25 protein-coding genes and 1 pseudogene are annotated in these 24186 nt (G+C 66.8%); 9 read left to right on the plus strand and 17 right to left on the minus strand.

Going from position 1 to position 24186, the window contains the following annotated elements:
- Positions 1-84: 84 nt before the first annotated feature.
- The 4 genes from KUH32_RS08360 to KUH32_RS08375 all read right to left on the minus strand — a co-directional run bounded on the left by KUH32_RS08360 (position 85) and on the right by KUH32_RS08375 (position 3352).
- Entirely contained in the window at positions 85-1098 is a 1014-nt protein-coding gene (locus tag KUH32_RS08360) for a hypothetical protein (RefSeq protein WP_217777579.1), read from the minus strand.
- Between the two features lie 93 nt (positions 1099-1191).
- Complete coding sequence (locus KUH32_RS08365; protein WP_217777580.1) at positions 1192-1956, minus strand: 4'-phosphopantetheinyl transferase family protein; 765 nt, start codon at positions 1954-1956, stop codon at positions 1192-1194.
- Positions 1957-1970: 14 nt separating this feature from the next.
- Positions 1971-2852 carry an alpha/beta fold hydrolase gene (locus KUH32_RS08370; RefSeq protein ID WP_217777581.1) on the minus strand — a complete coding sequence of 294 codons (882 nt, stop codon included), beginning with the start codon at positions 2850-2852 and terminating at the stop codon, positions 1971-1973.
- A gap of 38 nt (positions 2853-2890) precedes the next feature.
- The gene (locus KUH32_RS08375; RefSeq protein ID WP_217777582.1) at positions 2891-3352 is read right to left on the minus strand and encodes a hypothetical protein; all 462 of its coding nucleotides are present in this window, start codon (positions 3350-3352) and stop codon (positions 2891-2893) included.
- Positions 3353-3614: 262 nt separating this feature from the next.
- On the opposite strand from KUH32_RS08375, the gene KUH32_RS08380 reads away from it, so the two are divergent.
- Entirely contained in the window at positions 3615-4193 is a 579-nt protein-coding gene (locus KUH32_RS08380; RefSeq protein ID WP_217777583.1) for a thymidine kinase, read from the plus strand.
- Between the two features lie 79 nt (positions 4194-4272).
- Here KUH32_RS08380 and KUH32_RS08385 read toward each other — a convergent pair whose 3' ends face one another.
- From KUH32_RS08385 to KUH32_RS08420, 8 genes are all read right to left on the minus strand, one after another.
- Positions 4273-5646, minus strand: a complete 1374-nt coding sequence (locus tag KUH32_RS08385) for an aspartate aminotransferase family protein (RefSeq protein WP_217777584.1) — start codon at positions 5644-5646, stop codon at positions 4273-4275.
- Positions 5647-5906: 260 nt separating this feature from the next.
- Positions 5907-7025, minus strand: coding sequence for a beta-ketoacyl-ACP synthase III (locus tag KUH32_RS08390; protein ID WP_217777585.1), 1119 nt, complete (start codon positions 7023-7025; stop codon positions 5907-5909).
- Positions 7026-7142: 117 nt separating this feature from the next.
- Complete coding sequence (locus KUH32_RS08395) at positions 7143-8096, minus strand: 2-hydroxyacid dehydrogenase (protein ID WP_217777586.1); 954 nt, start codon at positions 8094-8096, stop codon at positions 7143-7145.
- On the minus strand, positions 8093-8431 hold the full coding sequence (locus KUH32_RS08400; RefSeq protein ID WP_217777587.1) for a tRNA-binding protein: 339 nt from the start codon (positions 8429-8431) through the stop codon (positions 8093-8095). Before KUH32_RS08400 ends, KUH32_RS08395 begins: the two co-directional genes overlap by 4 nt.
- Positions 8424-9239 (minus strand): pyrroline-5-carboxylate reductase, encoded by an 816-nt coding sequence (proC, locus tag KUH32_RS08405; RefSeq protein WP_217777588.1) that lies wholly within the window; start codon positions 9237-9239, stop codon positions 8424-8426. The genes KUH32_RS08400 and proC overlap by 8 nt, the downstream gene beginning before the upstream one ends.
- A gap of 147 nt (positions 9240-9386) precedes the next feature.
- Positions 9387-9887 (minus strand): type III secretion system chaperone family protein, encoded by a 501-nt coding sequence (locus KUH32_RS08410; RefSeq protein ID WP_217777589.1) that lies wholly within the window; start codon positions 9885-9887, stop codon positions 9387-9389.
- Between the two features lie 210 nt (positions 9888-10097).
- Entirely contained in the window at positions 10098-10649 is a 552-nt protein-coding gene (locus KUH32_RS08415; RefSeq protein ID WP_217777590.1) for a DUF3859 domain-containing protein, read from the minus strand.
- Positions 10649-12247, minus strand: a complete 1599-nt coding sequence (locus KUH32_RS08420) for a phosphoenolpyruvate carboxykinase (protein ID WP_217777591.1) — start codon at positions 12245-12247, stop codon at positions 10649-10651. Before KUH32_RS08420 ends, KUH32_RS08415 begins: the two co-directional genes overlap by 1 nt.
- A 321-nt stretch (positions 12248-12568) precedes the next feature.
- Between KUH32_RS08420 and KUH32_RS08425 the strand changes: the two genes are divergently transcribed.
- The 7 genes from KUH32_RS08425 to KUH32_RS08455 are packed head-to-tail and all read left to right on the plus strand — an operon-like array spanning position 12569 to position 18023.
- A complete protein-coding gene (locus KUH32_RS08425) occupies positions 12569-13270 on the plus strand; it encodes a response regulator transcription factor (protein ID WP_217777592.1) in 702 nt (233 codons plus the stop codon).
- Positions 13271-13272: 2 nt separating this feature from the next.
- On the plus strand, positions 13273-14997 hold the full coding sequence (locus tag KUH32_RS08430) for a sensor histidine kinase (protein ID WP_217777593.1): 1725 nt from the start codon (positions 13273-13275) through the stop codon (positions 14995-14997).
- Between the two features lie 9 nt (positions 14998-15006).
- Positions 15007-15435: an HPr kinase/phosphorylase gene (locus KUH32_RS08435; RefSeq protein WP_217777594.1), complete on the plus strand. Its 429-nt coding sequence runs from the start codon at positions 15007-15009 to the stop codon at positions 15433-15435.
- Between the two features lies 1 nt (position 15436).
- On the plus strand, positions 15437-16375 hold the full coding sequence (gene rapZ, locus KUH32_RS08440) for an RNase adapter RapZ (protein ID WP_217777595.1): 939 nt from the start codon (positions 15437-15439) through the stop codon (positions 16373-16375).
- Positions 16372-16779, plus strand: coding sequence for a PTS sugar transporter subunit IIA (locus tag KUH32_RS08445; RefSeq protein ID WP_217777596.1), 408 nt, complete (start codon positions 16372-16374; stop codon positions 16777-16779). The genes rapZ and KUH32_RS08445 overlap by 4 nt, the downstream gene beginning before the upstream one ends.
- 28 nt (positions 16780-16807) lie before the next feature.
- A complete protein-coding gene (locus tag KUH32_RS08450; RefSeq protein ID WP_217777597.1) occupies positions 16808-17086 on the plus strand; it encodes an HPr family phosphocarrier protein in 279 nt (92 codons plus the stop codon).
- A gap of 58 nt (positions 17087-17144) precedes the next feature.
- A complete protein-coding gene (locus KUH32_RS08455; protein ID WP_217777598.1) occupies positions 17145-18023 on the plus strand; it encodes a lysophospholipid acyltransferase family protein in 879 nt (292 codons plus the stop codon).
- Between the two features lie 117 nt (positions 18024-18140).
- Here KUH32_RS08455 and KUH32_RS08460 read toward each other — a convergent pair whose 3' ends face one another.
- The gene (locus tag KUH32_RS08460) at positions 18141-19016 is read right to left on the minus strand and encodes a 3-hydroxybutyryl-CoA dehydrogenase (RefSeq protein WP_217777599.1); all 876 of its coding nucleotides are present in this window, start codon (positions 19014-19016) and stop codon (positions 18141-18143) included.
- Positions 19017-19159: 143 nt separating this feature from the next.
- On the opposite strand from KUH32_RS08460, the gene KUH32_RS08465 reads away from it, so the two are divergent.
- Positions 19160-19996 carry a DUF6473 family protein gene (locus KUH32_RS08465; RefSeq protein WP_217777600.1) on the plus strand — a complete coding sequence of 279 codons (837 nt, stop codon included), beginning with the start codon at positions 19160-19162 and terminating at the stop codon, positions 19994-19996.
- A 46-nt stretch (positions 19997-20042) separates the two neighbouring features.
- On the opposite strand, the gene KUH32_RS08470 is transcribed toward KUH32_RS08465, so the two are convergent.
- From KUH32_RS08470 to KUH32_RS08485, 4 genes and pseudogenes are all read right to left on the minus strand, one after another.
- The gene (locus tag KUH32_RS08470; protein ID WP_217777601.1) at positions 20043-20972 is read right to left on the minus strand and encodes an electron transfer flavoprotein subunit alpha/FixB family protein; all 930 of its coding nucleotides are present in this window, start codon (positions 20970-20972) and stop codon (positions 20043-20045) included.
- A gap of 1 nt (position 20973) precedes the next feature.
- Positions 20974-21732: an electron transfer flavoprotein subunit beta/FixA family protein gene (locus KUH32_RS08475; protein ID WP_217777602.1), complete on the minus strand. Its 759-nt coding sequence runs from the start codon at positions 21730-21732 to the stop codon at positions 20974-20976.
- Between the two features lie 174 nt (positions 21733-21906).
- Positions 21907-23028 carry a M48 family metalloprotease gene (locus KUH32_RS08480; RefSeq protein WP_217777603.1) on the minus strand — a complete coding sequence of 374 codons (1122 nt, stop codon included), beginning with the start codon at positions 23026-23028 and terminating at the stop codon, positions 21907-21909.
- Positions 23025-24182 (minus strand): annotated as a pseudogene (locus tag KUH32_RS08485) (DUF898 family protein); the annotation flags it as partial. The gene KUH32_RS08480 and the pseudogene KUH32_RS08485, both read right to left, overlap by 4 nt.
- Positions 24183-24186 lie beyond the last annotated feature (4 nt).

Here is a 24186-nt window from a genome sequence, read left to right on the forward strand (position 1 = left end):
GCGGGGTGGGCTGGCGCGGGGCAGCCCGTTTTGCGGGCGCTGGGGGCGCGGCTCGAATGCAGCGTTTTGCGGGGGTCGGGTCGCTCAGGCGGCCGGGTAGATTTCGACATGGCCTTCCAGCTGGTAGAACTGGCGGCGCATCAGGCGGTCGTCGCGGGCCTTGCGGTATGTGACCGTGACGTCCGAGCGGGTTTCTGTCTTGTATTCCAGGCCCAGCGTGACGCCGGTTTGCGGGGAATGGGACAGCGTCGCTTCGATGCCTTCGGATTTCTGCAGCGTTTCGATGACCGTGTCGCCGATGGCATCGGCGTTGAGGAAGCGCGAGTCGGACCTGACGGGCATGCCGGGGTTGAGAGCGACGTAGTCGGGATCTCCCGCGGGGAAGAGCGTCGCGGTGTCGATGTCGACCAGCCGGACGGAATAGCGGATATCGGCCTGCATCGGCCCCTGGTAGCGGCGCAGCCGCAGGCGGGCGGGCAGCACGACCTGGTAGGCGTGGTCGCGGGGCTGGCCGTCGAAGGTGCAGGTCTTGCTGCGCGAGCCGGTGCCGATCAGGCCGATCTTCTTGATCGTCGCGCTGAGCTTGACGGTCTGGCTGTCGGTGCGGCCGGCCTTGACCGCGACGGTTAGCGCCTTTTCCACCGACGGCGCGACCTGGTAGTCGAAGAACGGCAGGTAGACGGTGACGTCGGCCGGGTGCGGCGGCAGGACCGAGTAGAGGCCGGACAAGCGTTCCCAGAGCGTCAGAACCTGTTGCGCGGCGGGCTGGGCGGCCAGCGCGAAGGCCCGGGCCTTGGCGGTGGGCGTCGCCCTGCCGGGTTCCGAGAGGTCATAGCGCAGGGCGTGCGGCAGGTCGCGCAGGAATGCGGTGGCGTGTTCCATCGCGTCGACGGTTTCGTCGGTCCTGTCGGACAGGATGCGGTGTTCGATGGCCTGTTCGACGGGCGGGCCGGACTGGAACCAGACGCTGCGCACGGAATGCAGGAAATCGAGCCCGTGGATCGCGGCGAGGTCGCGGATGTCTTCGGGGTTGCGGGCGAGGATGCCATCGGGGTCGGGGGCGTCGGCGGGCAGGTCGAGGAAAGGATCGTCGGTCATGGCAATGGTCCCGGTCTTGAATGGGGCCATTCTGCGGGGGCGGCGGCCGCAAGGCAAGATTGCGCGGCAGGGCTGACGGCAACCCGTGCGCGATCATGCGGCGGGCGTGAAGACCATCCAGGTCAGGACATGCGGCGGGGCGACCCGGTACTGCAGGTCGAAGGAGCGGCCCGGGGGCAGGGTGCCGTGCAGGGGGCGGGTGAGGCGCAGGGTGAGCGTGCCGTCGCCGGGCGGGGCGGCCAGCTCGGCGGCGTCGAAGCCGAAGAAGCGGCCGACGGTGGGGAAGAGCGCCTTGAACAGGCTTTCCTTGGCGGAAAAGCACAAGGTCGCCGCGATGGCGGGGTCGGGCAGCGCGGCGAGATGGGCGCGGTCGGCATCGCTGAGCGCGGTCTTGTCGATGGCTTCCAGCGCGCGGCCGGCGGCGATGGATTCGAGATCGAGGCCGGGGGTGGCGTCATCGCGGGGCAGCAGCAGGCAGGCGGCCTGACCGGCGGCATGGCTGATCGAGCCGGACAGGCCCGGCGGCCAGATCGGCGCGCGGCTGGCGGCGGCGGGCACCGGGCGCGGCGCAAAACCGAGCGCCTGTTGCGACAAGCGCGCCAGGCAGCGCCCGGCGAGATATTCGGCCAGCCGCTTGTCGACGGCGCGGTCCAGCCGCGCGGGGCGGTCGACGGCGAGGCGGGCGAACAGCGCCGGGTCGAAGCGGGCGGTGTCGAACCGGGCGCGCAGCAGGACGCCGCCGTGCAGCGGCGCGATGGTGGGGTCGGTCAGGAAACCGCCGGTCAGGCCGGGCAGCGCGGCAAGCCGGTCTTGCGTGGCGGCAAGCAGGTCTGCTGCGGTCGGGGGCTGTCGCGTCATCGGCCGCGATGCGCTCAGCCGTCCAGCAGGAAGGCGCGCAGGCGGTCGGCGACGTCGCGCGGGCATTCCTCGGGCAGGTAATGGCCGCCTTCCAGCGCGGCGCCGGACACGGTGTCGACGCGCCGGCGCCAGAGCGCGAGGCAGTCGAAGCATTCCTCGATCACGCCATGCCCGCCCCAGAGCGCCAGCAGCGGCGCGGCGACCTTGCGGTCGCCATCGGCATCGTCATGGGCCAGGTCGATGCTGGCGGCGGCGCGGTAATCCTCGCACATCGCGTGGACGGTGGCGGGGTCGGACATGTGGGCGATGTATTCGGCCAGCGCGGCATCCGAAAACGGTGCCAGCCCGGCGCGGCCCTGGCCCAGCTTGAAGCGGCAGAACGCCTGCGGGTCGGCGGCGATCATGCGTTCGGGCTGGGGCGCGGGCAGGGTCAGCCAGAACCAGTGCCAGTAGCGGTGGGCGAAGGTTTCGTCGGTGGCGCGGTACATCTCGCGCGTGGGCGCGATGTCGAGCACCGACCAGCGGCGGACCGTTTCGGGGTGGTCCAGGCACAGCCTGTGCGCCACCCGCCCGCCGCGGTCATGGCCGCAGATGTCGAACCGCGCATGGCCCAGATGCGCCATCACCTCGACCATGTCCTGCGCCATGGCGCGCTTGGAATGGGGTGCGTGATCGGGCGCGCTGGGCGGTTTCGACGAGGCGCCGTAGCCGCGCAGATCGGCGATCACCAGGGTGAAGGCGTCCTGCAGCAGCGGCGCCACCCGGTGCCAGAGCACATGGCTTTGCGGATAGCCGTGCAGCAGCAGCAGCGGCGGGCCCGAGCCGCCGGTCACCCCGGCGATTTCTGCGCCGGACGTGGCGATGCGGAAGGGCGCGAAGCCGGGAAAGAAGGTCATCCGTCGGTGTCCTGTCTGCGCCCCGGGGCCGGCCGCGGCTAGGCCTGTTCCTCTTCGAGGTGCATCTTCATGTCGATCAGCACCTGTTGGATCGCCAGCGTTTCCTTGAGCAGGCGCTTGGCTTCGTTGGCCGAGATCACGCCGTCCTCGATCGATTGCTGGTATTCCGCCATCAGCATGGCGAAGCGCTGCGACAGCGCGATCACGTCGGAATTCACGCCGCCGACGCGCGGCGCGTTATCGCGGCGGGATTCGTCGAAATTGAGCGTGATGCCCTTGAGTTCGGACAGGGCGGCGGTGACATGCGGGTAGGAGGCCGCCTCTTCCAGTGCGGCGACGGCATCGACCGGCATGAAGCGGTCGGCATGTTCGGGATAGTCCGAATAATAGCGCCCGAGCGTCGCCTTGGACTTGCCCGTCAATTCGCATGCCGCTTCGATGCCGACATCCTTGACCAGCGCCTCGGTGTGTTTCTTCAGATACCGTCCGACCGTTGACATCCGCTTTCCTCTTGCCCGCGAAACCCGGCGGGGAACCCCCGATGGGATTTCCCATTAATGCCTTGCGCGGGAAATGTCACATACAAACCAGACCGCGAAAACGCGGCTGTAAAGAGTGACCGGCATCCCATCTCCCCAGAACGTGGATGCCGTTGACGCCTAGACGGCGCGTTGTCGGCCCGTGACCCCCGGGGTTCGCCCCAAGGCCAGACAACGCGCCGTGCCTTGCCTAAAGCGCGGCGCTGCGGCAAGAGATGGCGCCATGGCCAAGCTGCACTTTCACTACTCGACCATGAATGCCGGGAAATCGACGCTGCTGTTGCAAGCGGCGCATAACTACGGCGAACGCGGGATGGACACCTATCTGCTGACCGCGGCGCTGGACGACCGGGTGGGCAAGGGCGTGATCGGGTCGCGCATCGGGCTGTCGCGCGAGGCCGATCTGTATTCGGCCGGCGACGACCTGTTCGCGCGGATCGCGGCGCGGCTGGAGGCCGGGCCGGTGGCCTGCGTGTTTGTCGACGAAGCGCAGTTCCTGACGCCCGAGCAGGTCTGGCAGCTGGCCCGCGCGGTCGACGACCTGGACGTGCCGGTGATGGCCTATGGCTTGCGGGTGGATTTCCGCGGCGGGTTGTTTCCGGGCTCGGCGACGCTGCTGGCGCTGGCCGACGTGATGCGCGAGGTGCGCACGATCTGCCATTGCGGGCGCAAGGCGACGATGGTGATCCGCCAGGATGCCGAGGGCCGGGTGCTGCGCGACGGCGCGCAGGTGCAGATCGGCGGCAACGAGACCTATGTCAGCCTGTGCCGGCGGCATTGGCGCCAGGCCGTGGGGGATTGACGGCGGCGGGTTCGCGGGGCTGCGCGGACATGGGCTGTGGCTGCGCACATGTCCGCGGTCCGTTTTTCTTGCGTCTGTGCTATTGCAGCGTCGCCGCGATCGCCTGCACCGTCGCGGCCACGATTTCGTCGGCCTGCCCTTTCGTCAGGCAGAATGGAGGCGCAAACCCCAGGATATCGCCCTGCGGCATGGCCCGTGCGATGACTTTGGCATGTTCGAGCATATGCGCGGCGACACGTGGTCCGACCTTTTCATCCGCGCCGAAGAAGACCGACGCATCGGCGTCCCTGACCAATTCGACGGCGCACAGCATGCCTTCGCCGCGCACTTCGCCGACATGGGGATGCCCCTTCAGGGCGTCGGCCATGGCGGCATTCAGGTAGGCGCCGACCGCGCCTGCCTGGGCGACGAGATCCTGCGCGTCGATGAGTTGCAGGTTGGCGACCCCCGCCGCAGCACTGACGGGATGGGCCGAATACGTCCAGCCATGGCCGATGGGGCCGTTTTCGTCGGTCCCCTGTTCGAGAACGGACCAGAGCTTTTCCGAGATGATCGACCCCGATAGCGGTGCGTATGCCGATGTCAGCCCCTTGGCGATCGTCATGATATCCGGACGCATGCCATAATGGTCCGAGCCGAACATCGACCCCAGGCGTCCGAATCCGGTCACGACTTCGTCGGCGATCAGGAGAATGTCGTGTTTGTCGAGCACGGCTTGTATCGCGGGCCAATAGCCGTCGGGCGGTGGAACGATCCCGCCGGTGCCCAGCACCGGTTCGCCGATGAAAGCCGCGATCGTGTCTGCGCCTTGCGTTTCGATCAGCTGTTCCAGTTCGGTGACGCAATGGGTGACGAAATCCGCTTCGCTCATCGAGCGGTCGGGCCGCCGGAAGTAATAGGGGGCTTGCGTGTGCAGCACCGGGGGCAAGGGCAGATCGAATTTCTTGTGAAAAAGCTCGAGCCCGGTCAGCGATCCCGTCACCAGGCCCGACCCGTGATAACCGCGCCAGCGAGAGATGATCTTTTTCTTCTCGGGCCGTCCCAGGATATTGTTGGCGTACCAGACCAGCTTGATGTTGGTTTCGTTGGCATCCGATCCCGAAAGTCCGAAATAGACCCTGGACATGTGCGATGGCGCACGGTCCAGGATCATCTTGGCCAGGGTGATCGAGGCTTCGGTGCCATGGCCCATATACGCGTGGTAATAGGCCAGTTCCTTGGCCTGTTCCGCGATCGCGTCTGCGATTTCGGAACGCCCGTAGCCGACATTCACGCAATAAAGCCCGGCAAAGGCATCAAGCAGTCGGGTGCCGTCACGGTCCTGGATGTAGCAGCCCGATCCCCCTGTCACGACACGCTGAGGCAGGTTCCCCCGCGCGAATTCGGCGAGATGCGTGGACGGGTGGAAAAAGCTGTCCCGGTCCCATTGATCGAGTTGATCGTTTCTGAGCATCGGCTCTCCCCTTTCGGCATGGACGGCGTGCCGTCCGTCTGTGTGGGTGGAGCTCTGGCTTGCGCGTCGTCGGCCGGTTTCCGGCCCACTCGCAAACGGAGGGCTCCGTTTACTTCAGCAGCAGCGCGCAATGCCTTTATTGCCGAGAGCCCCAGGCTAGTGAACCCGACCGCGAATTGGAAGCGGTCTTCGCCGGTTCCGCAGCCCGGGGCGGGTCGGGCCGGGGCCGGCCATGCGGCGCCGACGGGGCGTCTGCGCCCCTAGCCGCGCTCGACCAGCACCGAGCCCACCGAATAGCCCGCGCCGAACGAGCAGATCACGCCCCTGTCGCCCGGCGACAGGTCGTCGGAATGCTTGGAGAAGGCGATGATCGAGCCCGCCGACGAGGTGTTGGCGTAGTCCTGCAGGATGTTGGGCTGTTCGCCCGGTTCCGGCTCGCGGCCCAGCACCTTGCGGCCGATGAAATCGTTCATCGTCTTGTTGGCCTGGTGCAGCCAGACCCGTTTGAGGTCGTCCGCCGTCCAGCCCGCGTCGGCCATGTGACCGAGGATGTGCGACGACACCATCGGCAGCACCTCCTTGAACACCTTGCGGCCGTTCTGCATGAACTGCATGTCGCGGCGGTCTTCCATCTGGTCGTGGGTGCGGCGCAGGAAGCCCGCGTTGTTGCGGATGTTGTTGGAAAACTCGGTGGCGCAGCGGGTGCCGTGGATGGTGAAATGCGCGCCCTGCGCGTCCTCGGCGCGTTCCACCAGCACCGCGGTGGCGACGTCGCCGAAGATGAAGTGGCAGTCGCGGTCGCGCCATTCCAGGTGGCCGGAACAGATCTCGGGGCTGATGACCAGCGCGCGGCGGACGCTGCCCGACCGCACCATGTCGGCGGCGGCCTGGATGCCGAAGGTGGCCGAGGAACAGGCGACGTTCATGTCGAAGGCAAAGCCGCCCGCGCCCAGCAGTTTCTGGATCTCGATGGCGATGGCGGGGTAGGCGCGTTCGTGGTTCGAGGCGGCGCAGATCACCAGGTCGATCCCGGCACCGTCGCGGCCGGCCATGGCCAGCGCCTTGCGCGCCGCGTCCAGCCCCATCTCGGCCATGATGCCGGGCGCATCGTCGGGACGGACGGGCAGTTTCGGATACATCCGGGTGGGGTCGAGCACGCCGTCCTTGTCCATCACGAACCGCTGTTCGATCCCCGAGGCCGAGACGATGAATTCGGCGCTGGAATGCGCCATCGGCTCGGCCGTGCCCGCGGCGATCGCCCCGGCATGTTCGGCGTTCCACAGATCGGCATAGGCGTTGAAGGCGGCGACCAGTTCGTCATTGGTGATGATCTGGTCGGGGGTGAACACCCCGTGGCCGGTGATCGCTGGCTGAAACATCGAAGTCCTCCGCAGACGTCTTTCCACGAACCGCACGGGGCGGCAAAGGTCAAGCCCGGCCTCGCGTCACCCCCGGCTTCTTCTCTTTCAAAAATACGCAGGCCCGCGGCTGCCGCCTCAGACCGGGTTGGGCAGGGGGGCGCCGTCGAAGAAGGCCACGAGATTGGCCAGCGCCATGCGGCCCATATCCTCGCGCACTTCCAGCGCGGCGGTGCCGAGATGGGGCAGCAGCACGACGTCGTCGCGCGCGATCAGCGCCTCCGGCACTTTTGGTTCGAACTCGTAGACATCGAGCCCCGCGCCGCCGATCCGCCCGGCCTGAAGCGCGGCGATCAGCGCGGCCTCGTCGACCACGTCGCCGCGGGCGATGTTGACCAGCCGGGCATGCGGGCGCATCGCGGCGAAAACCCGCGCGCCGATCAGGTGATGCGTCGCGGCGCCGCCCGGGACGGCGATCACGACGAAATCCACGTGAGGGGCCAGCGCCACCGCGTCGGCGTGCCGGGTCGCCGGGAAATCCAGCGTCTTTTCCGAGCGCGAGGCATAGGCGACCGCCATGCCGAAACCGAAATGGCAGCGCCGCGCGATGGCCTGTCCGATCCGGCCCATGCCGACGATGCCGACGGTCTTGCCGGTCAGGTGCAGGCCCAGCATCTGGGTCGGGTGCCAGCCCTGCCATTGCCCGGCGCGCACCAGCCGTTCGCCCTGGCCGGCGCGGCGGGCGCTCATCAGCATCAGCGTCAGCGCGATATCGGCGGTGGCGTCGGTGACGGCGCCGGGGGTGTTGGTGACGGCGATGCCGGCGGCCCGGGCGGCGGCGACGTCGATATGGTTATAGCCAACGCCGAAATTCGCCAGCAGCCGGGCGCGGGGCTGCGGCACGGCGGCGAAGATGTCGGCGGAGTAGAGATCGCCCAGCGTCGGCAGCACGGCGTCGAAATCGCGCAGCGAGGCGGTCATGTCATCCCGCGACAGCGGCGTGGTCCGGTCCCGCGCGGTGACGTCGAAGCGGGCGCGGGCGGCGTCCATCACGCTGTCGGGAAGCGGGCGGGTGATGAGAAGCCGGGTCAACACAGTCGCGCGCCCAGCGGCGCGTCCTTGTCCGGCACGGCCAGCACCACCGCGCCGGCATCGTCGTGGACGCCCAGCACCAGCACCTCGGACCTGACCGGGCCGATCTGGCGGGGCGGAAAGTTCACCACCGCCAGCACGCGGCGGCCGACCAGGGCGTCGGGCGAGTAATGTTCGGTGATCTGGGCCGAGCTTTTGCGTTCGCCGATCTCGGGGCCGAAATCGACCCACAGCTTGATCGCGGGTTTGCGCGCTTCGGGAAAGGGTTCGGCGCGGGTCACCTGGCCCACGCGGATGTCGACCTTGAGGAAGTCGTCGAAGGTGATCTCAGCCATTCGCAAGGTCTCTGGACCGTTTCGTCGCCGCGGCCACGGTGGCCCGGATCAACGGCGAAAGTCCAGAGGTCGGGTCCATCAGCACGTCGAGCCCGGCCTGGGTGGTGCCGCCCGGCGAGGTCACGTTGCGGCGCAGCTGTTCGGGCGTTTCGTGCGATTGCCGGGCCAGAGCGCCGGCGCCCGCGACGGTTTCGCGGGCCAGCGCCATGGCCAGATCCGGGGCCAGACCCTGCGCCGTGCCGGCGGCGGCCAGGCATTCGATCAGGTGGAAGACATAGGCCGGGCCCGAGCCGGACAGGCCGGTGACGGCGTCCATCTGGCCTTCGTCGGACAGCCGCACCACCGAGCCGACGGCCGAGAGCAGCTGTTCGGCGCCGGCCATGTGTTCTTCGGTCGTCCTGGCGTTGCCGACGATGGCGGTGATGCCCTGGCCCACCGCGGCGGGGGTGTTCGGCATGGCGCGGATGACCGGCGTTTCGGCGCCCAGCATCGTCTCGTAGGTGGCGATCGGAATGCCGGCGGCGACCGACAGGAACAGCGTGTCGCGGTTGCCCAGCGGTTTCAGCACCGGCAGCGCGTCGGCCATGACCTGCGGCTTGACCGCGATCAGCACGACGGCCGGGTCCGGCGGCAGGTCGGCATTGAGGTGGGTGTGCTGGTTGCGGACCCAATCCGAGGGGTTGGGGTCTGTGATCCAGACCGATGAGGCGGGCAGGCCACGGGCCAGCCAGCCTTCGAGCATCGCGCTTCCCATCTTGCCGCAGCCCAGCATGACCAGGCCGCGATGCGCGAGATCGGACGTCTTCATTGTGTCGTTCTGTCCCTGCATTCTTTCCTGTTACGCCGCAGACGCGCGCGGGGCAATGGCTGCGGCGGGCCGGCTGTTCAGGCGCCGGTCCGCCGGGGAAATAGAACGACGGGGCGTGTCGCCAAGGGACTGGCGGAAAATTTCCGGTCAGGCGCGCCCGTAGGCTTCGGCCATCGCGATCTGAAGCGCGTCATGGGGCGATTTTTCGGCCCAGACCATCAGCTGGATCGCGGGGTAATAGCGTTCGGCCGACAGGACGGCGGCGGTGATCATCGTGTCGATCTGTTCCGGCGAGGCGGTCTGGCCGCCCGACAGGACAAGGCCGTACTTGTAGACCATCAGCCGCTGTTTCGCCCAATAGCTGAAGGCGCCCGCCCAGCATTGGTCGTTGATCGCGTTCAGCCCTTCGTAGAGCGCCGGGATGCGGTCCTGCGGCGGTTCCATCTCGAAGGTGCAGATCAGACGCAGGGTTTCGTCGTAATGCGACCAGGCCAGCGTGATCGAGTAGGTGCGCCATTGCCCTTCGATGGCCATCGCGATCTGGTCGTCGGCGATGCGGTCGAAATCCCATTCCTGGACCTCGGCGATGTGTTCGACGATGTCGATGGGATGAAGGTCTTCCGTCAGGTACTGCTCGGAAAGGGCCATGCTGCCACCTCATTGTTTTCCTAGAGACGGAGCGCATCAGCGCCCCAAGCGCTAGGTGCCTGTTCGGGTGTCTGGGGATCATCCCCGAACCCTTATACCAGATATGGTGCCTGTGGGGGGCGCCCCGTGTAAAGCGAAATATTTGCGAAGACCGCAATAAGTTGTGGATCATGTGTGGACAGATGCCAGATCCAGCGTGGCTTCGCGGGGTCAGGATGTCAGCGCATCGCCGAAGCAGGTGGCCAGCACGTCGGGGGCGCTGCTGTCGGGGCCGACGACGAAGCCTTGTTCGGCCAGCACGGTGCCGCGGTCGAGCACGAAGAAGGTCCAAAGGCCCGGCACCATCTCGTGGTCGTGTTCGAAGGTGAAGAGGTTGAGCGCGGTGGCGCCATCGGTCATCCGGGCCGGCCAGCTTTGCGTCGTGGTGCCGGTCGACATCGGCGGATGGGTGACGACGATGTCGGCCTCGATCGGCGCGCTGCCATCGGCGAGCCGGGTGCGCAGACCGAAGCTGAGCCCTGGCCGCATCGGCACGAAGCGGGTGGTGACGTCGATCTGCCGGCCCTGATCGACCAGGTTCATCGTGCCGCTTTCGGTCAGCGGCGCGTCCTGCCGGCCGGTGATCGTGACGTCGCAGATCACGCCGTGGTCGACGAGCCTGAGCGGGTCGGTGACGCGGTTCTGCGCGGCGGCGGCGGCAAACGAAAACACCCCCGCCAGAACGGCGAGGGTGTGAATCGCGATGCGCCGCCGGACCGGCATCAGCCGATCGCCGCCGCCTTCACGTCGTCATCGATGAAGGGCAGGTACTGGGCGAAGTTTTCGGCGAACATGTGGACCAGCTTGGCGGCCTGGGCGTCGTAGGCGGCCCTGTCCTCCCAGGTCTTGCGCGGGTCGAGCAGCAGTTGCGGCACGCCTTCCACCTCGACCGGCACCTCGAAGCCGAAATTCGGATCCTTGCGGAACTCGGCATCGGCCAGCGCGCCGTCGAGCGCGGCATGCAGCAGCGCGCGGGTCGCCTTGATCGGCATCCGCTGGCCGGTGCCGTAGGCGCCGCCGGTCCAGCCGGTATTGACCAGCCAGCAGGTCGCGCCGTGCTTGGCGATCTTGTCGCGCAGGAGCTGGCCGTAGACCTCGGGGCGGCGCGGCATGAACGGCGCGCCGAAGCAGGTGCTGAAGGTCGGTTCCGGTTCGGTCACGCCGCGTTCGGTGCCGGCGACCTTGGAGGTGAAGCCGGACAGGAAGTGATACATCGCCTGCGCGGGCGTCAGCCGGGCGATCGGCGGCAGCACCCCGAAGGCGTCGCAGGTCAGCATGATGATGTTCTTGGGATGCCCGCCAAGCGCGGTTTTCGAGGCATTGGCGATGTAGTGCAGCGGGTAGGCGCAGCGCATGTTCGCGGTCAGGCTGTCATCCTCGAAATCCAGCTCGAAGGTTTCCGGGTCGAAGATCATGTTCTCGATCACGGTGCCGAATTTTTCGGTCGTGGCGTAGATTTCCGGCTCGGCCTCGGGCGAGAGGTTGATCGTCTTGGCATAGCAGCCGCCTTCGAAGTTGAAGGTGCCGCGGTCCGACCAGCCGTGTTCGTCATCGCCGATCAGGGTGCGGTCGGGATCGGCCGACAGCGTGGTCTTGCCGGTGCCCGACAGGCCGAAGAAGACGGCGGTGTCGACCGGGTTGCCGGTGGCGTGGTTGGCCGAGCAATGCATCGCCATGATGCCCTTGGCCGGCAGCAGGTAGTTCAGCAGGGTGAAGACCGATTTCTTGTTCTCGCCGGCATATTCGGTGTTGGCGATCAGGATCAGCTTCTTGTCGAAATTCATCGCGATCACGGTTTCCGACCGGCAGCCGTGCTTTTTCGGGTCGGCCTGGAAGCTGGGGCAGTTGATGATGGTGAAATCGGCGGTGAAACTGTCGAGATCCTCGCGGTCGGGGCGGCGCAGCATGTGGCGGATGAACAGGTTGTGCCAGGCCAGTTCGGAAATCACCCGGACGTCGATGGCATTGGCCGGATCGGCACCGCCGACGAGATCCTGCACGAAATAGTCGCGCCCCTTCATGTGTTCCAGCATGTCGGCATGCAGGGCGTCGAAGCCCTGCGGCGTCATGGGGGCGTTGTTTTCCCACCAGATCGAGTCGGCGACGCTGTCGGTCTTGACGATGAACTTGTCCTTGGGCGAGCGGCCGGTGAACTTGCCGGTGCTGACGAGGAACGCGCCGCCCTTGCCCAGCGTGCCTTCGCCGCGTTTGAGCGCCGCCTCGATCAGCGCCGGCTCCATCAGGTTGTAATAGACATTGCCGAGCCCCTCGATCCCCTGATCTTCGAGCCGGAATTGCGGGTTGACCCGTCCAAATGTCATTTTGTTGCTCCTGTCGCCGCGCTGACATGCGCTTCGTTGTTCGGGATGCCGGACGCAGCCGCCCGTATCGGTCCTTTAACATGTCGATTTTGGCGATGAACAGGACGCATCCGCGCAGTTAGCGCAACCAAGTCGCGGTTAGCGATAGCATCGGCGACCGCTTGCGCGTTCGGCGAGTCCGTTTAGCGGTTCGTTTGCAATATTGCCGTCAAATAAAGCTGGACCGGTTGCCTGATTCGCAGTTTGGGATTGTTGCAAAGCGAAAAATCGCCCATACTCGCGAAAAAACACAGGCAACCAGAGCAGTACAAGGACAGTTCAATGTCTAAAATCGCCCTCGTGGACGATGACAGGAATATCCTGACATCGGTATCGATGACTCTCGAAGCTGAAGGGTTCGAGGTGGAAACCTACAATGACGGCCAGGCCGCATTGGACGCATTCAACAAGAAGATGCCCGACATGGCCGTCTTCGACATCAAGATGCCGCGCATGGATGGCATGGACCTGCTGCAGCGGGTTCGGCAGAAATCCAAGATGCCGGTGATCTTCCTGACCTCGAAGGATGACGAGATCGACGAGGTTCTGGGTCTCCGCATGGGGGCGGACGACTATGTGAAGAAGCCGTTCAGCCAGCGCCTGCTGGTGGAACGCATCCGCGCCCTGCTGCGCCGCCAGGAGGCGATCAGCGGCGATATCGTGGGCGATACCGAGGAAACCAAGCTGATGGTGCGGGGGTCGCTGTCGATGGACCCGCTGCGCCATTCGGTGACCTGGAAGGGCCAGGACGTGTCGCTGACGGTGACCGAATTCCTGCTGCTGCAGGCGCTGGCGCAGCGTCCCGGTTTCGTCAAGTCGCGCGACCAGCTGATGGACGTCGCCTATGACGACCAGGTCTATGTCGACGACCGCACCATCGACAGCCACATCAAGCGGCTGCGCAAGAAGATGCGGTCGGTGGACAACGATTTCTCGGCCATCGAGACGCTTTACGGTATCGGGTATCGTTACAACGAAGAGTGACGATGGCACTGGCCGAGAGGATTTCCCTGCGCAACGACCCGGAGGACAGCCGACGCGACGCCGATGTCGTGCTGGGTGACGATTGGGTGGCGCCCGACCGGATCGTGGAGAAGGAGCTGCGCGACAGCCGTGCGCGGCGCAGCCTTTTTTCCCTGAACCGGTCGCCGCTGACGCGCAAGATCATCACGTTCAACCTGATCGCCCTCAACGTGCTGGTGGCGGGGATCTTCTGGCTGAATTCGGCCCGGGATTCGCTGGCGATCCAGCGCGCCAACGCCATGCAGGCCGAGGTCGAGCTGATCGCGGACGTGTTCGAGACCCAGCTGAGCGTCGGACAGCCGGTCAGCCTGGGCGCGGAACGCGGCCTGGACGTGGGCGCGACGCTGGCCGGGCTGGATCTGCGCGCCGGCACCCAGGTGCTGGTGTTCGACGCCGGCGGGTTCCTGGTGGGCGATGTCCAGGGCAGGCTGCCGCCGCTGATGAAGCTGGGTGGCGAGACCGAGCCGCCGACGGTGATTTCGGATTTCCTCAACTCGGCCTGGCGCAACGTCGCGGGCTTTTTCACGTATTTCGCAACTGGACCGGACCTGGTTCTGGAAGACCGCATCCGCCGCATGATCGAGGCCGGCGACCCGGCGGTCACGCGCGTCGATTCGATGGTCGGCGCCGATGGCCGGACCGAGTTCACCGCGCTTGCACCGGTGCTGCAGGGGGCGTCGATCGTCGGCACGATCGCCATGGTCGCCGAAGCCGAGGAGATCGACGCCGCGGTGCGCGCCGAGCGCGAACGGGTGCTGCAGATGTTCGTGATCGCCACGCTGGTGTCGATCGGGCTGAGCCTGGTGCTGGCATCGACCATCGCGCACCCGATTTCCGACCTGGCCGACGCCGCCGAGATCGGCCGCGACCGCAACCGCCGCAACGTGGCGCCGGGGCGCATCCGCATCCCCGACCTGACGGCGCGGCCCGACGAGATCGGCCGGCTGTCGGGCGCGCTGCGTGGCATGGTGTCGGCGCTGTACGACCGGATCGACGGCAACGAGCAATTCGCGGCCGATGTCGCGCACGAGATCAAGAACCCGCTGGCCAGCCTGCGCTCGGCCGTTGGCAGCCTGCGGATGGTCAAGAAGGAAGAGCACCGCGAAAAGCTGCTGAACGTGATCGAGCACGATGTGCGCCGGCTGGACCGGCTGGTCAGCGACATCTCGAATGCTTCGCGGCTGGACAGCGAGCTGGTCAAGGAAGAAGAGCAGGAGTTCAACCTACTCGAGATGCTGGGCAACCTGGTGCAGTTCCTGGGCGAAGAGGCCAAGGCCAAGGGCGTGGAATTCATCACCGACCTGCCTAAACGGCCGATCCGCATCAACGGGCTGGAGCCGCGCCTGGCGCAGGTCTTCGTCAACCTGATCACCAACGCGATCAGTTTCTGCGAGGATGGCGATGCGATCCGGGTCTGGGCCCGGCGCCGCGAGAACCGGGTGCTGGTCGTGGTCGAGGATACCGGCCCCGGCATCCCCGAAGAGGCGCTGGAGAAGATCTTCAAGCGCTTCTACACCTCGCGGCCCGGTGACGATTTCGGCAACAATTCCGGCCTGGGCCTGGCGATTTCCAAGCAGATCGTCGAGGCGCATGGCGGCGTGATCTGGGCCGAGAACATCCGCCCGACCGAGGCGGATTCGACCTCGGAACCGCTGGGCGCCCGCTTTGTCGTGGGCCTGCCGGTCTGATCCCGATCCATGTCCGACACCCCGTTGATCCTGCACGCCACCGCCGTCGCCGTGCAGGGCCGGGCGCTTTTGATCCGCGGCGCGTCGGGCCGCGGCAAGTCGGGACTGGCGCTGGAGATGATGGCGCGCGGCGCGCAACTGGTGGCCGATGACCGGGTCGTGATCGAGCACGATGGCGCCGGCGGGCTGACGGCGTCGGCCCCCGCGCCGCTGCGGGGCCTGATCGAGGCGCGCGGGCTGGGCCTGCTGGGGGCCGACGCGGTCGAACGCGCGGAGCTGGTCGCGGTGCTGGATCTGGACCATGAAGAGACCGATCGCCTGCCGCCGCAACGCCACACCGTTCTGCTTAACGTGACGCTACCCTTGCTTCACAAATCCGCGTCCCCCACTTTTCCCGCGGCGCTGGTACAATATCTCAGGCGCGATCGGAGAGCGTGACATGGCGCACAAAGCGGCCCCGGGCCAACGCGTTGTGCTGGTGACCGGACCGTCGGGCGCCGGGCGGTCCTCTGCGATCGATGCGCTGGAGGATTGCGGCTATGAGGCGATCGACAACATCCCGCTGAGCCTGATCCCGCGGCTGATCGACGGCCCCGGCGCGCTGGGCCGGCCGCTGGCGCTGGGGATCGATGTGCGCAACCGCGATTTCTCGGCCCGGGCGCTGCTGGACGTCACCGACGCGCTGGCGCTGGACGGGGCGCTGACCGTCGACCTGCTGTATCTCGATTGCGCGCCCGACGTGCTGGCCCGGCGCTATTCCGAGACCCGCCGCCGCCATCCGCTGGCACCGGCCGAGGCGCCGACCGACGGCATCGACCGCGAGTTGCGGCTGCTCGAGGATGTCCGGGCCCGCGCCGATATCCTGATCGACACCACCGAGCTGACGGTGCAGGACCTGCGGGCGGAACTGGAGGGCTGGTTCGGCCGCAGCGAAGGCCCGCGCATGGCGCTGTCGCTGCATTCGTTTTCCTACAAGCGCGGCCTGCCGCACGGCATCGACATGGCGCTGGATTGCCGGTTCCTGCGCAATCCGCATTGGCAACCCGATCTGCGCGGCCTGACCGGGCTTGACGCCCCGGTCGCCGCCTATGTCGCCGCCGACCCGAGGTTCGACGGGTTCCTGGATCGGGTGAGGGCGCTGCTGGACTTCGTGCTGCCGGCGCATCGCGAAGAGGGCAAGGCGCATTTTTCCGTCGGCTTCGGGTGTACCGGCGGGCAACACCGTTCGGTCGCGGTGACCGAACGGGTTGCGCGCACCCTTGCAGAGCGCGGCTGGCAGGTGTCAATTAGGCATCGCGAGCTGGATCGCCGCGGCCTTGCCGCGCCGCGACCGGCAGGCGGCGGCCCAGAGACAGAACCCGGAAAGGCCCCGGAGTGATCGGAATCGTGATTGTTGCCCATGGCGGACTGGCGCGGGAATACCTCGCGGCGGTCGAGCATGTGGTGGGTGCGCAGCCCGGCATGATGGCCATCTCGATCGATGCGGATTGCGACCGCGCGGCGAAGGAGGCCGAGATCTGCATCGCGGCGGACACCGTCGACAAGGGCGATGGCGTGGTGATCGTGACGGACATGTTCGGAGGGTCGCCGTCGAACCTGAGCCTGCTCGCCTGCCGGCCGGAAAACCGCCGCATCCTGTACGGCGCCAATCTGCCGATGCTGATCAAACTGGCGAAGTCCCGCCAGAAGCCGCTATCCGAGGCGGTTCGCAGCGCGCTGGAGGCGGGCCGCAAGTATATCGATTTCCAGAACGTCGCGCCCGAGAAGGCCGCGCGACCCTGACTCATTCGCTCAGAAAGACCGTTTCGCCATGACGACATCCGTGCACCGCGTATTGAAGATCATCAACGAAAAGGGCCTGCACGCCCGCGCCTCGGCCAAGCTGGTGGAAGTGGTCGAGGGGTTCGACGCGACGGCAGAGGTGTCGCGCGACGGTTTGTCGGCCTCGGGCGACAGCATCATGGGGCTTTTGATGTTGGCAGCTTCCAAAGGAACCTCTATTGAAGTGCAGACATCCGGACCGGACGCCGAGGCGCTGGCAGACGCTCTCGAGGCGCTGGTGGCCGACCGGTTCGGCGAGGGGTGTTGAACGCGCGCGCCGGGGAGGCGGCGGGCGCGTCGGGACACGAAGCGAGGAACCGGTTGGGATGGTGGACAGTTCCCGAGCCACGACGGGTGCGCCCGGTGTCACGGCGCCGCAACCGGTGCCTTATGACAAGCGCAAGCTGAGCTACGCCAACACCTTCACCAATCCATGGAAGTCGAACACGATCCGGGCGCTGGAATGGGCGACCGGCAAGCTGACGCTGCTGCGCATGGTGCGGCGCTTCGAGCGCATGGGACCGGCCGACGGCCAGGCGTTCTGGGCGCAGGCCCTGGACATCATGGGCATCACGCTGGAGACGCCGCCCGACCAGATCGCCCGCATCCCCGCGAAGGGGCCGGTGGTGATCGTGGCGAACCATCCGCACGGGCTGATCGACGGGATGGTTCTGGCCGAACTGATCGGCCGGGTGCGCACCGATTACAAGATCCTGACCCGGTCGCTGCTGACCGGTGTCGAGGAGATCGAGGAATTCATGATCCCGGTGCCGTTCCCGCACGAGGCGGACGCGCGCGAGCAGGGGCTGGAGATGCGCGCCCGCGCGATGGCGCATCTGAAAAAGGGCGGTGTGATCGTGCTGTTCCCGTCGGGTGTCGTGGCGTCGAGCGACACGCTGTTCGGCCCGGCCGTCGAGCGGGGATGGAACCCGTTCACCGCCAAGATGATCCTGCGCTCGGGCGCGACGGTGGTGCCGGTGTTCTTTCCCGGGCAGAATTCGCGCGCCTACCAGATCGCCAACCGGGTTTCGGCGACCGTGCGGCAGGGCTTGCTGCTGCACGAGGTGGTGCATGCCTGTCATCGTCCGCAGAGGCCCGTGGTGGGCGCGGCGATCACGCCGGACGAGGTGCGCAAGCGGGCCGAGAACCAGCGCGAATTCGTGGCCTGGCTGCGCGAGGTGACGCTGGGCCTGGGCAGGGGCTGAGCCGATCGAGCGCTGCCGCGCGCTTTATCCCGCCTGTGGCGCGGCGACGCGCCTGCCGGGCCGTTGCGCCCGAGGCGGTGCGGGGCAGCGTATTTTCGAAAGAGAAGAAGGGCGGACCTAGCGCGTCGGCACCGGGGTTTCGCCGCGGTAATCGTAGAAGCCGCGCTTGGTCTTGCGACCCAGCCAGCCGGCCTCGACATATTTGGTCAGCAGCGGGCAGGGACGGTACTTGGTGTCGGCCAGACCGTCATGCAGAACGTTCATGATGGCGAGGCAGGTGTCGAGCCCGATGAAATCGGCCAGTTCCAGCGGCCCCATCGGGTGGTTGGTGCCCAGTTTCATCGCCATGTCGATCGAGGTCACGTTGCCGACGCCTTCGTAGAGCGTGTAGACGGCTTCGTTGATCATCGGCATCAGGATGCGGTTGACGATGAAGGCGGGAAAATCCTCGGCGCTGGCGGCGGTCTTGCCCAGCCGCTGCACCACGGCAAGGCAGGTGTCGTAGGTGTCCTGGTCGGTGGCGATGCCGCGGATCAGTTCGACCAGCTGCATCACCGGCACCGGGTTCATGAAGTGGAAGCCCATGAACCGTTCCGGCCGGTCGGTGCGCGAGGCCAGCCGGGTGATCGAGATCGACGAGGTGTTCGAGGTCAGGATGGTGTGCGGCAGCAGGTCGGGCTGGAGGCTTTCGAAGATCTTGTTCTTGATGTCCTCGCGTTCGGTCGCGGCCTCGATCACGAGATCGGTCGCGGCGGTGTCGGCGATGGCGAGCGAGGTGGAGATGCGCGCCATGGCGGCGTCGCGGTCGTCGCCCGAGACCATGTCCCGCGCGACCTGTCGATCGATGTTCCGGGCGATCCGGGCGACGGCGTCGTCCAGCGCATCCTGGCTGATGTCGTTGAGCACGACTTCGTAGCCCGCCAGGGCCATGACATGGGCGATGCCGTTGCCCATCTGCCCCGCTCCGACAACGCCGATCCGTTTGATTTCCATGGCCGATCCCCTTGAACGCGCCGCCACTTTAGGCGCGGGCGAAGCCGGGCCGCAAGCGGGATAGATCGCATTTTCGCTTTAGCGAATTGGCAAGTGCTATGGGTCACGCTGTTCCCGGGTGAGTTTGAAACCGGATGGGTGAGATGACCTTTGCTGCCGCGGGCCGCATGGCCCTGGAATACTATCCGTGCCGGTATGGTGCCAGCCGCACGGATTTTCGTGGCCCGCGACGGCCGCTGGAGGGCACTTTCGTGGCCTGCATCGGCGGAACGGAAACCTATGGCCGCTTCATGCCCGAACCGTATCCGGTTCTGCTGGAGCGGGCGACGGGCAGGCCTTGCGTGAATTTCGGCGGGATCAATGCCGGGCTGGACCTGTACCTGAAGGATCCCGCGATCCTGGGCGTGCTTGCGGGGGCGCGGGTGGTGGTCATGCAGGTGATGGGCGCGCAGAACATGTCGAACCGGTTCTACGCGGTGCATCCGCGCCGCAACGACCGGTTCCTGCGCGCCTCGGAGCGTCTGCAGGAGCTGTTTCCGGAGGTGGACTTTACCGAGTTCCATTTCACCCGCCACATGCTGGTGCGGCTGCACGATCTGTGCCCGGCGCGGTTCGGCACGCTGGTGGAGGAGCTGCGCCTGTCCTGGGTGGCGCGGATGAAGCACCTGTTGGCGATGTTGCCCGGATCGGTGGTGCTGGTCTGGCTGGCCGATCACCTGCCGGGTTCCGGCGATGGCGTGGAAGCGGGCGATCCGCTGTTCGTGACGCCGGAGATGCTGGAGACGGTGCGGCCGCGGGTGAGCGACCTGGTGACGATCGTGCCGGCGGCGGAGAGCCGGCAGGCGAACCGGTCGGACCTTGTCTTTACCGAGTTCGAGGCAGCCGCCGCGGCCGAAATGCTGGGCAGCGCGGCGCATGCGCAGGCGACCGAAGCGCTGGCGGATGTGATCAGACCGCTGCTGACGATGCCGAAGACATGAAAAAGCCCGCCGGGGGGCGGGCTTTCACGAGGTCGTTTCGCGCCGGTCAGCCCAGCTTTTCGGTCAGTTCCGGCACCGCGGTGAACAGGTCGGCGACCAGGCCGAAATCGGCGACCTGAAAGATCGGCGCCTCTTCGTCCTTGTTGATCGCGACGATGATCTTGCTGTCCTTCATGCCGGCGAGGTGCTGGATCGCGCCCGAGATGCCGACCGCGATATAGAGGTCCGGCGCCACGACCTTGCCGGTCTGTCCGACCTGCCAGTCATTGGGCGCGAAACCGCTGTCGACCGCCGCACGCGAGGCGCCGACGGCGGCGCCCAGCTTGTCGGCCAGTTTCTCGATCAGGGCGAAATCCTCTTCCGAGCCCACGCCGCGGCCGCCGGACACGACGATGCCGGCCGAGGTCAGTTCGGGGCGGTCGGATTCGGCCACCTTGTCCTCGACCCATTCCGACAGCGCCGGGTTGTCGCCCGCGCCGATGGCCTCGACCGCGGCCGAGCCGCCGGTGGGCGCGGCGTCGAAGGTGGAGGTGCGGAAAGTGATGACCTTGGTCGCGTCGCGCGACTTGACCGTCTGGATCGCGTTGCCGGCATAGATCGGGCGTTCGAAGGTGTCGGCGTCGATCACGGCGCTCACATCGGTCAGCACCATGACGTCCAGAAGCGCGGCGACGCGCGGCAGGATGTTCTTGGCGTCGGTGGTGGCAGGCGCGACGATATGGCTGTAATCGCCCGCCAGCGAGGCGATCAGCGCCGCGACCGGTTCGGCCAGGCGGTGACCGTAAAGCGCGTCTTCGGCGACCAGCACCTTGGCGACGCCGTCGATCGTGGCGGCTTCGTCGGCGGCGGCCTTTGCGGATGCGCCGGCGGCCAGCACGGTCACGTCACCCAGGGCCTTGGCGGCGGTGACGGTCTTGGCGGTGGCGTCCATCGACAGCGCGCCATCGGTAATCTCGGCAATCAGAAGTACGGCCATCTTACACAGCTCCCGCTTCTTTCAGTTTCGCCACGAGCTCGTCGACCGAGCCCACCTTGATGCCGGCGGCGCGTTCGGCCGGTTCGGTCGTCTTGACGATTTCCAGCCGCGGCGCGACGTCGACGCCGTAATCGGCGGCAGTCTTTTCATCCAAAGGCTTTTTCTTGGCCTTCATGATGTTGGGCAGCGAGGCGTAGCGCGGTTCGTTCAGGCGCAGGTCGGTCGAGATGATCGTGGGCATCCTGACCTTGACGGTCTGCAACCCGCCATCGACCTCGCGGGTGACCACGGCGTGATCGCCCTCGACGTCGACCTTGTTGGCATACATGGCTTGCGACCAGCCCAGCAGCGCCGACAGCATCTGGCCGGTGGCGTTCATGTCGTTGTCGATCGCCTGCTTGCCGCAGAGCACCAGGCCCGGGTTTTCTTCCTTGACGACGGCGGCGAGGATCTTGGCCACGGCCAGCGGTTCGATGTCGGTGTGCACGTCATCGGCGGCCACCACCAGGATGGCGCGGTCGGCACCCATCGCCAGCGCGGTGCGCAGGGTTTCCTGGGATTGCTTCACGCCGATCGACACGACGACGATCTCTTCGGCCTTGCCGGCTTCCTTCAGGCGGATCGCCTCTTCGACGGCGATTTCGTCGAAGGGGTTCATCGACATCTTGACGTTGGCGAGATCGACCCCCGATCCGTCCGCCTTGACGCGAACCTTCACGTTGTAGTCGATCACGCGTTTGACGGGCACAAGCACCTTCATCTGCGTCTCTCTCCTCGTTTCCGGCGCGAAGAATGCCGCACCGCATCAATTCCTCTGGATGCTGGATAGCGGAGCATGGCCCGGCGCAACAGGCCAAAATCGTCGCGTCACGGTCTTTCGACGTCGCGTTTTTCGTTGAATGCCCGGGCCAGCTGCGGGTGTTCCAGCGGGAAATCAGTCGCAGACCCGTTTGAGCGCGCCCCATTGCGGGGCATCCAGCAACGGGCGCGTTGCGAATCCGTCGGGCGTTGCGGCGCGGGCTGCGGCGATCCTGTCACCAAGCGCGGGGTGGGCCATGAAATGCTGGACCATACCTTCGGCATCGCCGTCCATGTCGCGGAAGCGTTCGAACATCTCGGCCAGAGCGGCGGGCGACAGTCCGGCGTCCAGAAGCATGCGGTGCGAAAACGCGTCGGCGGCGGCCTCGGCTTCCTGGCTGTAGCGGGCATCGATCAGCCGTTCGGCCAGGAACAGCACCACGGTGCCGCCGGCGAAATCGCCGAACAGCAGCCCCAGCACGCCGATCGACCCGGCCGAGCGCAGGGCATGGCGGGTGGGATCGCGGCTGACGACATGCCCCACCTCGTGTGCCAGAACCGCGGCCAGTTCCTCGGGTGCACCGGCGGCATCGATCAGCCCGTCGAACAGCACGACATGGCCGCCGGGCAGGGCGAAGGCATTGACCATCTCGTGGTTCAGGATGTGCACGGTCAGCGGCGTTTCCAGATCGTGCCGTTCCAGCAGCCGGTCCTGCATCGCGGCCAGCGCCGCCAGCCCGTCGGGGTTTTCGCAGAACGGCACCGGTTGCAGACCGGTCTGGTCCAGCGCGTCGCGGATCTGGTTCAGCGTGACCTGGCCAAGGGCGCGTTCGCCTTCGGGCGGGATGTATTCGGCCAACTGGTCGGCCATGACCGGCACCAGGACGAAGACGATCAGCGCGACCGAGGCGACGGCGGCGGCGGCCCAGGCGAAAAGCCGTCCGCGCCGCGTGACGGGGGCGCGGCGGCGTGCATGGGGCAGGCGCGGGGCCAGCGCGCGGTCGAGCAGCATCAGGCGTTGCAGCGGATCGTCGGCGCGGCGCAGCATGTAAAGATCGCCGCCGGCCTGGTCGGGCAGTTCGCGGATCGCCGCCAGCGGCCAGGCCTGGCGGCCGTCGGGCGTGTCGATCAGCAGGGTCTGCAACGCCTCGTCGATCCACAGGCTGGCTTCTTGCGGGACGGGCGAGATGCCGTCGAGAAAGAAGCCGCGGGCCTCGAACGCGGGCGGCCGGGCGCCGACATGCAGAAGCGTGCTCATATCGAGGCCCCCACATCCAGCGCTTCGGCAAAGCCTTCGGCCTCGATATGTTCGTCGCGCGGGCGCTGGCGGATGGACCGCAGGCCTTCGGTGCCATCGATGCGCAGGGTTTCGGCGTAGTGCCGGGTGACGGGCATCGTGATCAACGCGTGGGTCAGCGCCGACCACAAAAGGAAGACGGCGAAGTAGACGGCGACGCTGAACGCGATGATGACCCAGCGGTCGATGCCGGACAGCACCGCGAGATCACCGTCGACCCCCATATGCGACAGCGTGTCGACCGATTGCGCGGCGACCAGCACCAGGCCGAGAGCGCCCAGCGGGATCGACGCGGCCAGACCGGCCAGCAGATAGCCGAAGACATGGATGAACAGGATGCGGCGCGGGCTGGGATCGACCGTCAGGCGCAGGTCGCCCAGCCGTTTCGTCGCGGTCAGCCTCCGCAGGGTTTCGACGCGGTAATAGACCAGGCCATAGGCCAGCACGGCGGCGGCGGCGAAACCCAGACCGAAGCTCATGCGGAGATTGCCGGATACCGCGGCGCCGGCGGTGGCCGCGGCGAGGGCGAAACCGAGGAACAGCCATTTGGTTGCCGGATAGAGCATCTGCCAGCGGCCGTCCTGCACCAAGCGCTCGGTGCCGTAGGAGGTGCGGTCCGTGCGGTATTTCTCGAGCCAGAAGGTCATCCGCGGCCAGAGCAGCCCGGCGGTCAGGATGGTCAGCGCCCAGTGCCACAGCGCCCGGGCCGCATAGCCCCAGGCACCCGGTTCCAGCCCGAAGCGCAGGCCGCGCCAGCGGGTGCGCGCCAGCACGTAGCGCCGGGCCCGGTATTGCGCGTAGAACCAGAGCGGAACGACCCCCGCGAGGCTGACCAGATAGGCGATGGTGTTGCCCTGGAACAGCGAGAAGCTGGCGAACATCAGAAGCAGGTTCACGATACCGATATAGAAAGCCAGGATCACCACCGCGATCAGGAAACCCAGCAGTTTTTCGATCGGGTCGCCCACGTATTCCAGCGGCGTGCCGCCGATGCGGATCGCCGACCAGTACCAGCGCCGCAGCCGGGTTTTCATCCAGAACCGGTAGAGACCGAGCGTGATGACGGTCAGGAACCCGGTGCGCAGAGCCAGGGCAAAGAGCGTGGCGCGCCGCCCGACG

Origin of the sequence: Thalassococcus arenae (assembly GCF_019104745.1) — a bacterium.
GTDB lineage: Bacteria > Pseudomonadota > Alphaproteobacteria > Rhodobacterales > Rhodobacteraceae > Thalassococcus_B > Thalassococcus_B arenae.

What these genes read in the sequence shown, in the direction of transcription:
- KUH32_RS08360 (WP_217777579.1), bottom strand. Translation starts at nt 1,098, where the DNA reads ATGACCGACGATCCTTTCCTCGACCTGCCCGCCGACGCCCCCGACCCC.
- KUH32_RS08365 (WP_217777580.1), bottom strand. Translation starts at nt 1,956, where the DNA reads ATGACGCGACAGCCCCCGACCGCAGCAGACCTGCTTGCCGCCACGCAA.
- KUH32_RS08370 (WP_217777581.1), bottom strand. Translation starts at nt 2,852, where the DNA reads ATGACCTTCTTTCCCGGCTTCGCGCCCTTCCGCATCGCCACGTCCGGC.
- KUH32_RS08375 (WP_217777582.1), bottom strand. Translation starts at nt 3,352, where the DNA reads ATGTCAACGGTCGGACGGTATCTGAAGAAACACACCGAGGCGCTGGTC.
- KUH32_RS08380 (WP_217777583.1), top strand. Translation starts at nt 3,615, where the DNA reads ATGGCCAAGCTGCACTTTCACTACTCGACCATGAATGCCGGGAAATCG.
- KUH32_RS08385 (WP_217777584.1), bottom strand. Translation starts at nt 5,646, where the DNA reads ATGCTCAGAAACGATCAACTCGATCAATGGGACCGGGACAGCTTTTTC.
- KUH32_RS08390 (WP_217777585.1), bottom strand. Translation starts at nt 7,025, where the DNA reads ATGTTTCAGCCAGCGATCACCGGCCACGGGGTGTTCACCCCCGACCAG.
- KUH32_RS08400 (WP_217777587.1), bottom strand. Translation starts at nt 8,431, where the DNA reads ATGGCTGAGATCACCTTCGACGACTTCCTCAAGGTCGACATCCGCGTG.
- proC (WP_217777588.1), bottom strand. Translation starts at nt 9,239, where the DNA reads ATGAAGACGTCCGATCTCGCGCATCGCGGCCTGGTCATGCTGGGCTGC.
- KUH32_RS08410 (WP_217777589.1), bottom strand. Translation starts at nt 9,887, where the DNA reads ATGGCCCTTTCCGAGCAGTACCTGACGGAAGACCTTCATCCCATCGAC.
- KUH32_RS08415 (WP_217777590.1), bottom strand. Translation starts at nt 10,649, where the DNA reads ATGCCGGTCCGGCGGCGCATCGCGATTCACACCCTCGCCGTTCTGGCG.
- KUH32_RS08420 (WP_217777591.1), bottom strand. Translation starts at nt 12,247, where the DNA reads ATGACATTTGGACGGGTCAACCCGCAATTCCGGCTCGAAGATCAGGGG.
- KUH32_RS08425 (WP_217777592.1), top strand. Translation starts at nt 12,569, where the DNA reads ATGTCTAAAATCGCCCTCGTGGACGATGACAGGAATATCCTGACATCG.
- KUH32_RS08430 (WP_217777593.1), top strand. Translation starts at nt 13,273, where the DNA reads ATGGCACTGGCCGAGAGGATTTCCCTGCGCAACGACCCGGAGGACAGC.
- KUH32_RS08435 (WP_217777594.1), top strand. Translation starts at nt 15,007, where the DNA reads ATGTCCGACACCCCGTTGATCCTGCACGCCACCGCCGTCGCCGTGCAG.
- rapZ (WP_217777595.1), top strand. Translation starts at nt 15,437, where the DNA reads ATGGCGCACAAAGCGGCCCCGGGCCAACGCGTTGTGCTGGTGACCGGA.
- KUH32_RS08450 (WP_217777597.1), top strand. Translation starts at nt 16,808, where the DNA reads ATGACGACATCCGTGCACCGCGTATTGAAGATCATCAACGAAAAGGGC.
- KUH32_RS08455 (WP_217777598.1), top strand. Translation starts at nt 17,145, where the DNA reads ATGGTGGACAGTTCCCGAGCCACGACGGGTGCGCCCGGTGTCACGGCG.
- KUH32_RS08460 (WP_217777599.1), bottom strand. Translation starts at nt 19,016, where the DNA reads ATGGAAATCAAACGGATCGGCGTTGTCGGAGCGGGGCAGATGGGCAAC.
- KUH32_RS08465 (WP_217777600.1), top strand. Translation starts at nt 19,160, where the DNA reads ATGACCTTTGCTGCCGCGGGCCGCATGGCCCTGGAATACTATCCGTGC.
- KUH32_RS08470 (WP_217777601.1), bottom strand. Translation starts at nt 20,972, where the DNA reads ATGGCCGTACTTCTGATTGCCGAGATTACCGATGGCGCGCTGTCGATG.
- KUH32_RS08475 (WP_217777602.1), bottom strand. Translation starts at nt 21,732, where the DNA reads ATGAAGGTGCTTGTGCCCGTCAAACGCGTGATCGACTACAACGTGAAG.
- KUH32_RS08480 (WP_217777603.1), bottom strand. Translation starts at nt 23,028, where the DNA reads ATGAGCACGCTTCTGCATGTCGGCGCCCGGCCGCCCGCGTTCGAGGCC.